Origin of the sequence: Paraburkholderia graminis C4D1M (assembly GCF_000172415.1) — a bacterium.
GTDB lineage: Bacteria > Pseudomonadota > Gammaproteobacteria > Burkholderiales > Burkholderiaceae > Paraburkholderia > Paraburkholderia graminis.
Genome location: NZ_ABLD01000014.1, coordinates 156,237 through 166,786 on the forward strand (window position 1 = coordinate 156,237; position 10,550 = coordinate 166,786).

The following is a 10,550-nucleotide window of genomic DNA, read 5'->3' on the forward strand; positions in this document are numbered from 1 at the left end:
AGCAGATGAATTCGGATACGACCAATTCCGCCGCGGCGGCGAACGATCTCAGCCAGCGCTTCGCGCTCGACGTGCAGGGTTTCGCGAAGCTGAGCGCGCAGGCGAAGGCATCGCCGCAAGCCGGCATGAAAGTGGCCGCGGAGCAGTTCGACGCGGTCTTCACGCAGATGATGCTCAAGAGCATGCGCGATGCGACGCCGCAGGACGGCCCGTTCGACTCGCACGACACGGCCACCTTCACGTCGATGATGGACCAGCAGTTGTCGCAGCATCTGTCGCAGAAGGGAATCGGCGTGGCCGACGCGATGCTCAAGCAGTTGATGCGCAACCAGGGCATGCAGGTAAGCGGCGCCAATGGAGCCAATGGCGCAGGCGGCCTTGCCGGCATGGCCAACGCGCTCGGCGGGGGCAGCGGCGGCGACGAAGGCCAGACGGCGGCGCTCAACGCGCTCGCCAAGGCATACGGCAATGCGCAAGCGAACGGTCAGCTCGCGATGGGCAAGGGCTACTCGGCCAACAGCGCGCTCACGCCGCCGTTAAAGGGCGACGGCAGCTCGCCGAAGGTCGACGCTTTCGTCGACAAGCTCGCGGGTCCGGCGCAGGCGGCAAGTGCCGCGACCGGCATTCCGGCGCGCTTCATCATCGGCCAGGCCGCGCTCGAATCCGGCTGGGGCAAGAGCGAGATCAAGAAGGCGGACGGCACGACGAGCCACAACGTGTTCGGCATCAAGGCGACGAAGGACTGGACCGGCAAGACGGTTTCCACGCTCACCACCGAGTATGTGCACGGCAAGCCGCAGCGCGTGGTCGAGAAATTCCGCGCGTATGACTCGTATCAGGAAGCCATGACCGATTACGCGAGCCTGCTCAAGGGTAATCCGCGTTACGCGCAGGTCATCAATTCCGCGCATGACGTAAAGGGTTTTGCCAACGGCATGCAGCGCGCCGGTTATGCCACTGATCCGCATTACGCGAAAAAACTGATGTCGATTATGGACAAGATGGGTTGAAGAGAGCATGCGACGGGGCCACGCGCGTGACAAGACGGAAGAGGCCGGCTGCCGGAGGGCAGCCGGTCTACCCGCGAAACCGGGTGTGAATACCGGCGCGGCCAATAAATGGCTGTAAATGGCCGACGAAACGGCCGACGATTTACCGACGCGTTATCGGCGAGTTACCCGAGCTTTAACGTTTGCGCGAAGCGATTCTAAATAATTCATTGGGCGCCCCTAAATTTTAGCGGGATACTGCCGCTAATCCGTTAGAGCCCATACCGGAAGCGTCAATGTCCGGTTGAATGCGCGTGCCGCGGTCCGCAGAAAAAAGACCGCCCGAAAGCCCCGGCAGGAGCTCTGGCACGTGCCCGCAAGAACATGCATACCGGCAAGCCCATGGAAACCAATCAGTCGAACGGCCAAACCGACACGCAGATGCAGCCGCACGTTCCGTTAGACGACAGCGCCCACGATTTCGGCCGTCGTAATCCGCTGGAAATCGGCGTTCAATTGCGCAATCTCGTCAATCGGGGCGACTTCCTCACCGTGCAATATGCGGGCGGCCAACTGGTCACGCGCCTGCTCGACGTCGACGTGCGCGGCCGCACCTTCACGTTCGACTGGGGCGCGTTGTCGGATCAGAACCGCGGTCTGCTCGCCGCCGCGAGCTGCCAGTTTCACGCGGCGCCCGAGGGCGTGCGCATGGAGTTCGGCACAGGCACGCCGCGCGAGACGCGTTTCGAGGGACTGCCCGCATTCGAAGCGGACTTTCCGGAAGTGCTGTTCTATGTGCAACGCCGCGAGTATTTCCGCGTCGACGCACCGATTCTCGATCCGTATGTATGCACCGGCCGTCTGCCGGAAGGCGATTCGTTCCGCTTCGAAGTGCACGACCTGTCGCTTGGCGGCGTCGGCATGCGCACCGCCGATGAACGTGTTGCGGAACTGCCCATGGGCACGCGTCTGGACGACTGCGAACTGGTGCTCGGCTCATTGGGGCGTCTGTCGCTCGATCTGCAGCTCGTGTCGCATCGGTCGCTCGCGCTGCCCAACGGCACGCAGCGTTACCAGCTCGGCTTCCGTTTTCTGACGCTGCCGGGCAGCGCGGAAAACACGCTGCAGCGTCTCATCACGCAACTCGAAATGAAGCGCCGCTCGCTCGTTCGCTAACGAACGGGCGGGAGCAGAGGCGAAGCAGAAGCGAAGCGCGCGGGGTGTATGCAGGCCCGCGCCGCATCGGCCTCGCAAACGTTGCATCAACGTTGAACCAAAGTCTCACAAGCGTCGTGAATGGCCTCAATTTTCCGTCGCAAAAGCCGTTAAACAGTCTGTTCAAGTAACGCGGCGGCATGTGTACGGTGTCGCCCTTCAGGATGACGCATGTCCAATCTCATCAATCTCGGCCTCAGTGGACTGAACGCAGCCCAGTGGGGACTCACGACGACCGGCCAGAACATCAGCAACGCGTCGACGCCGGGCTACACCATTGAAACGCCGGTCTTCGCGGAAACGGGCGGCCAGTACACGGGTTCGGGCTTCCTGCCGCAGGGCGTCTCGACCGTCACCGTCACGCGTCAATACAGCCAGTATCTGACGACGCAGCTCAACAACGCGCAGTCGTCCAGCAGCTCGCTGGCCACCTACAACTCGTTGATCTCGCAACTGAACAATCTGGTCGGCAGCCCGACTGCCGGCCTTGCCAGTGCGATCACGGGTTATTTCACGGGCATGCAGAACGTCTCGAACAATGCTTCGAGCCTCGCCACGCGCCAGACGGCGATGAGCGGCGCGCAGACGCTCGCGAACCAGATCAACGCCGCCGGCCAGCAATACGATGCGCTGCGCGAAAGCGTCAACACGCAGTTGAGCAACACGGTTTCGCAGATCAATAGCTACACGCAGCAGATCGCGCAGTTGAACGGCCAGATTTCCGCTGCCAGCACGCAAGGCCAGCCGCCGAACCAGTTGCTGGATCAGCGCGACCTCGCCGTGTCGAATCTGTCGCAACTGATCGGCGTGCAGGTCGTCAACAGCAACGGCAGCTACGGCGTGTTCATGAGCAACGGCCAGCCGCTCGTGTCGGGCGGCAACAGCTTCAACCTGGGTACAGCGCCTTCGACGGGCGATTCGAGCGAACTGTCCGTGCAGTACCTCGGCCAGGCGGGCGCGAATCCGGCCGCGGCGCCGCAAATTCTGCCGGACAGCAAGATTGACGGCGGCACGCTCGGCGGTCTCCTCGCGTTCCGCAGCCAGACGCTCGATCCGGCGGAAGCGCAACTCGGCGCGATCGCCGTCAGCTTCGCGTCGCAGGTCAACGCGCAGAACGCGCTCGGCATCACGCTTGCGGGCGTGCAAGGCGGCGCGCTGTTCTCCGTCGGCGGCCCGACCGTCTACGCGAACACGCAGAACACCGGCAATGCGTCGCTCAACGTGTCGTTCGCGAACCCCGCGCAGCCGACCACCGGCGACTACACGCTCGCCTACAACGGCACGGGCTACACGCTGACCGACAATTCGACGGGCACCGTGGTCGGTTCCGCGGCGAACCTGAGCCAGCCGATCAACGGCCTGAACTTTTCGACCACCGGCACGATGAATCCCGGCGATTCGTTCACGGTCGAACCGACCCGCGGCGCGTTGAACAGCTTCGCGACCGTGACCACGGACGGCTCCGCAATCGCAGCCGCATCGCCGGTTCTGGGCTCGGCCGCGTCGACCAACACCGGCACCGGCGCGATCTCGCAAGGCACGGTCACGGCCGGCTACACGATGCCGAGTTCGACCACCACGCTCACCTACAACGGCACGGGCCTCACCGGCTTCCCGGTCGGCTCGACGGTGACGGTGGCCGGTTCACCGGCAACAACCTATCCGATCACGAGCGCGACGACCGTCGTGCCGTATTCGTCGGCGACCGGCGCGAGTCTCACGATCAACAACACGACGGCCGGCCAGATGGACAAGGTCTCGGTGACGATCAGCGGCGTGCCTTCTGCCGGCGACAAGTTCACCATCGGCCCGAACAGCGGTGCGAACAACGACGGCCGCAACGCGCTTGCGCTGTCGAACCTGTCCACGGCGAAATCGATGAACGGCGGCACGGTCACGCTGACGGGCGCGTATGCGAACTACGTCAACGACATCGGCAACCAGACGAATCAGATCCAGACTTCGAGCACGGCGCAGGCTTCGCTCGTGACGCAGATCACCACCGCGCAGCAGTCGGTGTCGGGCGTCAACATCAACGAAGAAGCAGCCAATCTGCTTCAGTATCAGCAGCTCTATCAGGCGAACAGCAAAGTCATTCAGACCGCGCAGACCCTGTTCCAGACGCTGCTCGGCATCTTCCAGTGAGGCGTTGAACATGCGCATCTCCAGCACGCAGTACTTCACCATGAACGTCGCGACGATGAGCGATCAGCAAGCTCAGTTGTCGCAGCTTTACGCGCAGATCTCGAGCGGCGTGAGCCTTTCCACGCCGTCGGACAATCCGCTCGGCGCGGCGCAGGCCGTGCAATTGAGCTCGACGGCGACGACTCTCGCGCAGTACACGAGCAACCAGAACACGGCGCTCGCGTCGCTGCAGCTCGAATCGACGACGCTCGGCAGCGTGACCGACGTGCTGCAAAAAGTCCACACGCTCGTGCTGAACGCCGGCGACGGTGCGCTGAACAACGGCGACCGCGGCTCCATCGCAACGGAACTGCAAAGCTTGCGCAGCCAGTTGATGACGCTCGCCAACGCAACCGATCCGCAGGGCAACTACCTGTTCGCCGGTTATCAAAGCAGCGCGCAGCCGTACAACACGAACTCGGCCGGCGTGGTCACCTATTCGGGCGACACCGGCATCCCAGCCGTGCAGATCACCGACTCGCACCTCGTGCAGACCTCGGACAACGGCACTTCGATCTTCAGCAGCGTCGCGCCCATCGGCACGAGTTCGGTTCCGGCGGGGGCCGCGGCTAACACGGGCACGGGCGTCATCGGCACGGTGAGCCTCAATAACCCGACCGATCCGACGAACAACAACACGTACTCGATTAACTTTTCGTCGTCGACGACTTACACCGTCAGCCAGACCGATCCGGCGACCGGCGCGGTCACGACGAGCGGCCCGCAAGCCTTCACCGCAGGCTCGGCGATCACGCTCGGCGGCCAGTCGGTGACGATCAGCGGCGCGCCGAATGCGGGCGACAGCTTCTCCGTCACGCCAGCCACGCAAGGCAGCATGGACGTGTTCGCGAACCTGAGCCAGTTGATCAGCACGCTGCAATCGCCGATCTCGGGCGGTGCGTCGACGGCGAGCTACCAGAGCGCGCTCGTCACCAGCATGACGCAGCTCGAGAACACGATCAACAACGTCGTGACCGCGACGGCGACCGTGGGCGGACGCTCGCAGGAAGTGCAGGCGCTGCAGAAGGTGACGCAAAACAATACGCTGCAAACGGCGAGCAACCTGTCGGATCTGACGCAGACGGACATGATCAAGACCGTCGGCAAATACACGCTGGCGCAGAACGCGTTCGACACGGCACAGCAGGCGTTCGTGAAGATTCAGAACTTTTCGTTGTTCCAGTACCTGAACTGATCGCGCGGGCGGCGAGCCGCTCAAAGAAGAAGGGCGGAACCGGTGTGAGCCGGTTCCGCCCTTTCTGTTTTTGGCGCGTTGATTTGACGTGCTGCTTTTACGCTGCGTTGCCGCGAAAAGCCCGGCTTATCGGAAACCGAGCGCGACGCGTCCCATCTGATCGATGCCCACCGTGAAGAGGCGCGCAAAAAACGGAATCATGTTGGGGGTCATCAGTTGCAGAAGCAGCATACCGATCAGCATGGTGAGCGGAAAGCCGATCTGGAATACGCCGATTTGCGGCGCCGCGCGGTTCAGAATGCCGAGCGCGAGGTTGGTGATGAGCAGCGCGGCGACCACCGGCAACGACAGCAGAAGTCCCGCCGAGAAAATCGTGCTGCCGAAGTTGGCGAGCGTGCGCCAGCCAGGCGAGCCGAGAATATTCGCCGACACGGGCAGCGTATTGAAAGTAGCCAGCAGCGCGCTGATCATCTGCAGATGACCGTCGATCACGAGGAACACCAGCATCGCGATCGTGTACATGTAGGTCGACAGCACCTGGCTCGAACTGCTCGCTTGCGCATCGAAGAAAGTGGCGAAGCCGAGCCCCATGCCCAGTCCGACGAAATCGCCCGTTGCGCTGATCGCCTGAAACACGATCTGCATCGTCATGCCGAGCGCGATGCCGATCAGGAACTGGTTGACGATGATCCACACGCCCTCGGCGGAAAACACCGTGACTTGCGGCAACGCGCCGAGCGTCGGCGCGACGATGATCGTGACGAAAGCCGCCAGGCCGATCTTCACGCGCAGCGGCAGCGAGCGGTTGCCGAGCACCGGCGCGGTCGCGACCAGCGCGAGAATGCGCACGAACGGCCACAGAAACGCGGTGAGCCAGGCGTTCAGTTGCGCGTAGGTGACGGAAAACATGGCGGCGTCGTAGCTCGATGCAGGAAGGACAACGCGGCGCTCAGTTGACGAGCGTCGGAATGTTGGTGAGAGTCTGGCGCAGATAGTCGAGCATCGTGGTGAGCATCCACGGACCGGCGATCACCATCGTGACCGCGATCGCGAGCAGTTTCGGAATGAACGACAGCGTCGATTCATTGATCTGCGTGGCGGCCTGGAACAGGCTCACCACGAGACCGACCACCAGCGCGACGAGCAGAAGCGGCGCGGCAAGCAGCAGGCCGACATACATGGCCTGGTGCGCGAGTGTCATGACGGATTCTGAATTCATGGCGATTCAACCGGAAGCATCGACAACGTAAGGGACGTGAACAACAACGCGAGCGCGCGTTGTTTAAACAAAACTTTGCGCGAGCGAGCCGAGCAGCAATTGCCAGCCGTCGACAAGCACGAACAGCATCAGCTTGAACGGCAGCGAAATCGTCGCGGGCGACACCATCATCATGCCCATCGACATCAGCACGCTCGCCACCACCATGTCGATGATGAGAAACGGAATGAAGATCGTGAAGCCGATCTGGAAGCCGGTCTTCAGTTCGCTCGTGACGAACGACGGCACCAGCAGCGACAGCGGCACATCTTCCGGACCTTGCATCGGCGCGGCGTGCGAGATGCGTGCGAACAGTGCGAGATCGCTTTCGCGCGTCTGACGCAGCATGAACGTCTTGAACGGCGCGAGGCCGCGGCTCACGGCCGTTTCCATCGGCACGGTGCCTTCGGAGAAGGGCTTGTAGCCGTCGGTATAAGCCTTGTCGAGCACCGGCGACATCACGAACAGCGTGAGAAAGAGCGCGAGGCCGACGAGCACCTGGTTAGGCGGCGTGGTCGTCGTGCCGAGCGCCTGGCGCAGCAGCGAGAGCACGATGATGATTCGCGTGAAGCTTGTCATCATCAGCACCATCGCGGGCAGGAACGACAGCATCGTGAGCAGCAGCATCGTCTGCACGCTCAGCGAATACGTGGTGCCGCCGTTCGGACCAGGGCTCGTGTTGAAGGCCGGCAAGCCGGCGGTTTGCGCGAACGAAAGCGTGGGCAGCGCGAGCATTATCGCGGGCAACACCACGGGCAACGCGACGGGTGTCGCGCGGCGCAAGCCGCGAACTGCTGCCCGGGCGGCGCGGGAGGTCATCGACGTGTATGAGTTGCTCGAGGATGACGCGCACTGCGCCGATTGAAGACTGAACTGCATTACCGAACCCCGTTGCCTTGCCCGTTGAAACGTTTGCTCACTTCGCCTTTCAAGGCGTCGCGAAAGCGCTGGCCGAAGCTGCCAGACAATGTGGTGCCGTTCGCGCCCGTGCTGCCGGTGCTGCCTGTTCCGCCCGGCGTGCCCGCTTGCGCGTTGCCGACCGTATCGATCGCGACCGAGCCGGCCGGCATCGTATGAAGCAGACGCACGTTGCCCGGCGCCGCGCCGAGTACCAGCCACGTATCGCCGATCTCGACGACCGCGACGCGCTCCTTGCCGCCGAGCGATGCGCCGCCGACCGTTTTCACGAGCCCGCTGCGGCTGCCCGGCTGCAAGCCGAAGCGGCGTGCGAGCCACGCGCAGCCGAACACCAGACCGATCACGACCACGAGGCCGACGATCGTTTGCAATACCGCGCCGACGCCGAGCGCCGGAACCGCAGTGCCCGCGCCGACCGTCGACGCCATCTTCGCTGCGTTGTTGACCGCGTTCATGTCGGCCGCGTGCGCGGCGAGCGGAGCGCAGAGCGCGCCGAAGCAGGCCGTTGCCGACAGCACCGCGCGCATTGCCAGGCTGGATACGCGACGCGACACAGGCAACACGGCACAAACGACTGCCGGTTTCATCGATTCAACTTCCGGATACGTTCTGACGGCGTGATGATGTCGGTCAGGCGAATACCGAACTTGTCGTTCACCACCACGACTTCACCTTGCGCGATCAGGCAGCCGTTGACGAGCACGTCCATCGGTTCGCCGGCCATGCCGTCCAGTTCCACGACCGAACCTTGCGCGAGTTGCAGCAGGTTGCGGATCGCGAGCTTGGTGCGGCCGAGTTCGACGGTCATCTGGACAGGAATATCCAGAATCATGTCGATGTCGTTGCGCGTCGTGGTCGGCGCCACTTTCGACAGCGGCTGGAACACGCCGGCCGTGGTCGCGCTGATTTCGCTAGTGTTGTCGTTCTGCTCGGCGAGCGCGCTTGCCCAGTCGGCGAGCGCCGCTTCGTCCTCGGCGCTCGCCGCGTCGGCGGCAACCTGCGCCGCGGCGGCGCTCAGCGCTTCCTCGGGCTTTGCGTTCAGATCACTCATATCCACCTTCCTTCATCGTGTCGGCTGCGCTGATCATCTTCTGCACGCGCAACGCGTATTGACCATTGAAAATTCCGTAACCGCATTCCATCACCGGCACGCCGTCGACTTTCGCCGTGATGTGCTCGGGGATGTTGATCGGCAGAACATCGCCTTTGCGCATGTTCAGGATCTGTTCGAACGTGATCGGCACCTGCGCGAGGTCGGCGGTCAGTTCGACTTCCGCCGCCTGCACCTGCTGCGACAGCACGCGGACCCAGCGGCGGTCGACTTCGAGCGCCTCGCCCTGGATCGGCGACGACAGGATGTCGCGGATCGGTTCGATCATCGAGTACGGCATGCAGATGTGCAGCGTGCCGCCCGTCGTGCCGAACTCGATCGAGAACTGCGTGACGATGACGATTTCGTTCGGCGTCGCGACGTTCGCGAACTGCGTGTGCATTTCCGAGCGCATGTATTCGAACTGCAGCGGACGCACGCTTTTCCACGACGCCGCGTAGTGTTCGAACGTCAGGTTCAGCAGCTTCATGATGATGCGCTGCTCGGTCTGCGTGAAATCGCGGCCTTCCACTCGAGTGTGGAAACGCCCGTCGCCGCCGAACAGATTGTCGACCACGAAGAACACCAGGTTCGGGTCGAACACGAACAGCGACGTGCCGCGCAACGGCTTGATGTGGACCAGGTTCAGGTTGGTCGGGATCGGCAGGTTGCGGGTGAACTCGCTGTACTTCTGCACCTTCACCGGACCGACGGAGATTTCCGCCGAACGCCGCATGAAGTTGAAGATGCCGACGCGCAAGAGTCGCGCGAAGCGGTCGTTGATGATTTCGAGGCCGGGCATCCGGCCGCGGACGATCCGTTCCTGCGTCGCGATGTTGTAGGGACGTACGCCTACACGCTCGCTTTGCTCGGCTTCAGAGTCGGACTCGCCGGTTACGCCTTTGAGGAGGGCATCGACCTCCTCCTGGGACATGAATTCTTCGTGGCCCATTCCTTATTCCTCGTGCATACCGTGACGTTGGATGATGGCAGTGCGCAAGCGCGTCACTGCACGACGAATTCGGTGAACAGCACGTCCTGGACGTGGATCGGCGCCGCGCCCTTGTCGGTCGGCTGCTCGATCAGCGTGCGCAGTTCGGTGGCGAGCGCGTGCTTGCCTTCGAGCGGCGCCAGTTCATCGGGATGATGGTTCGACAGCGCGAGCAGAATGCGGCTGCGGATTTCCGGCATGTGCTCGGTGAGCTCCGGCGTCGTCTTCGGATCGGTGAGCTTGAGCGTGAGGCCGATGCGCAGGAAGTGCTGCTGGCCGTCGTCCGACTGGAGGTTGACCGTCATCGATTCGAGCGGGAAAAACGTGGGTGCCGGAGCGGGCGCCGGCGCGGCAGCCGTGGCGGCGGCCGGAGCGCGCTTCGACATGAAGAACCACACGCCTGCGCCGGTCGCGCCCGCGGCGACGACAGCGATGAGGGCGATCAGGATGATGCGTTTCATGGGGCCCGGGGAAGCGGGCGCGACTTGCTGATTTGCGGGAGTGGTAGCCATGAGGTTTGCTGTGCTTGCCGTTAGTGCTGGTGATAGTGATTGTTGTTGATTTGCCTGCGGCGCGATGGGTCGAACAGAAGGGTTAATGCGGGCTATCTCTGGTTTTTGGGCCCTGCGGGCCGGCTTTGGTTTTTTGTTGGTCTGGATGGGGGTTGGGGGTTTTTTGTTAACCCCTTTGGCCTTTCCTTGATTTCGCGG

The 10,550-nt window shown here is 63.0% G+C and carries 11 protein-coding genes; 4 read left to right on the forward strand and 7 right to left on the reverse strand.

Annotated elements, in window-relative coordinates; translation table 11 throughout:
- Positions 1 to 5 precede the first annotated feature (5 nt).
- From flgJ to flgL, 4 genes are all read left to right on the forward strand, one after another.
- A complete protein-coding gene (gene flgJ / locus BGRAMDRAFT_RS21485; protein WP_006050928.1) occupies positions 6 to 1,010 on the forward strand; it encodes a flagellar assembly peptidoglycan hydrolase FlgJ in 1,005 nt (334 codons plus the stop codon).
- A 381-nt stretch (positions 1,011 to 1,391) separates the two neighbouring features.
- Positions 1,392 to 2,165: a flagellar brake protein gene (locus BGRAMDRAFT_RS21490; RefSeq protein WP_029970940.1), complete on the forward strand. Its 774-nt coding sequence runs from the start codon at positions 1,392 to 1,394 to the stop codon at positions 2,163 to 2,165.
- A 210-nt stretch (positions 2,166 to 2,375) separates the two neighbouring features.
- On the forward strand, positions 2,376 to 4,349 hold the full coding sequence (gene flgK, locus BGRAMDRAFT_RS21495; RefSeq protein WP_006050930.1) for a flagellar hook-associated protein FlgK: 1,974 nt from the start codon (positions 2,376 to 2,378) through the stop codon (positions 4,347 to 4,349).
- A 10-nt stretch (positions 4,350 to 4,359) separates the two neighbouring features.
- Positions 4,360 to 5,583, forward strand: coding sequence for a flagellar hook-associated protein FlgL (gene flgL / locus BGRAMDRAFT_RS21500; protein ID WP_006050931.1), 1,224 nt, complete (start codon positions 4,360 to 4,362; stop codon positions 5,581 to 5,583).
- 126 nt (positions 5,584 to 5,709) lie between these two features.
- Here the strand turns inward: flgL and fliR are convergent, their stop codons facing one another.
- From fliR to fliL, 7 genes are all read right to left on the reverse strand, one after another.
- The gene (gene fliR, locus BGRAMDRAFT_RS21505; RefSeq protein WP_006050932.1) at positions 5,710 to 6,492 is read right to left on the reverse strand and encodes a flagellar biosynthetic protein FliR; all 783 of its coding nucleotides are present in this window, start codon (positions 6,490 to 6,492) and stop codon (positions 5,710 to 5,712) included.
- A gap of 40 nt (positions 6,493 to 6,532) precedes the next feature.
- Positions 6,533 to 6,802, reverse strand: coding sequence for a flagellar biosynthesis protein FliQ (fliQ, locus tag BGRAMDRAFT_RS21510; protein ID WP_013340831.1), 270 nt, complete (start codon positions 6,800 to 6,802; stop codon positions 6,533 to 6,535).
- Between the two features lie 63 nt (positions 6,803 to 6,865).
- The gene (gene fliP, locus BGRAMDRAFT_RS21515; protein ID WP_374709670.1) at positions 6,866 to 7,660 is read right to left on the reverse strand and encodes a flagellar type III secretion system pore protein FliP; all 795 of its coding nucleotides are present in this window, start codon (positions 7,658 to 7,660) and stop codon (positions 6,866 to 6,868) included.
- Positions 7,661 to 7,719: 59 nt separating this feature from the next.
- The gene (gene fliO, locus BGRAMDRAFT_RS21520) at positions 7,720 to 8,346 is read right to left on the reverse strand and encodes a flagellar biosynthetic protein FliO (RefSeq protein ID WP_006050935.1); all 627 of its coding nucleotides are present in this window, start codon (positions 8,344 to 8,346) and stop codon (positions 7,720 to 7,722) included.
- A complete protein-coding gene (gene fliN, locus BGRAMDRAFT_RS21525; protein WP_006050936.1) occupies positions 8,343 to 8,810 on the reverse strand; it encodes a flagellar motor switch protein FliN in 468 nt (155 codons plus the stop codon). The genes fliO and fliN overlap by 4 nt, the downstream gene beginning before the upstream one ends.
- The gene (gene fliM, locus BGRAMDRAFT_RS21530; RefSeq protein ID WP_006050937.1) at positions 8,803 to 9,801 is read right to left on the reverse strand and encodes a flagellar motor switch protein FliM; all 999 of its coding nucleotides are present in this window, start codon (positions 9,799 to 9,801) and stop codon (positions 8,803 to 8,805) included. Before fliM ends, fliN begins: the two co-directional genes overlap by 8 nt.
- 53 nt (positions 9,802 to 9,854) lie before the next feature.
- A complete protein-coding gene (gene fliL, locus BGRAMDRAFT_RS21535; protein WP_006050938.1) occupies positions 9,855 to 10,352 on the reverse strand; it encodes a flagellar basal body-associated protein FliL in 498 nt (165 codons plus the stop codon).
- Between the last annotated feature and the right edge of the window lie 198 nt (positions 10,353 to 10,550).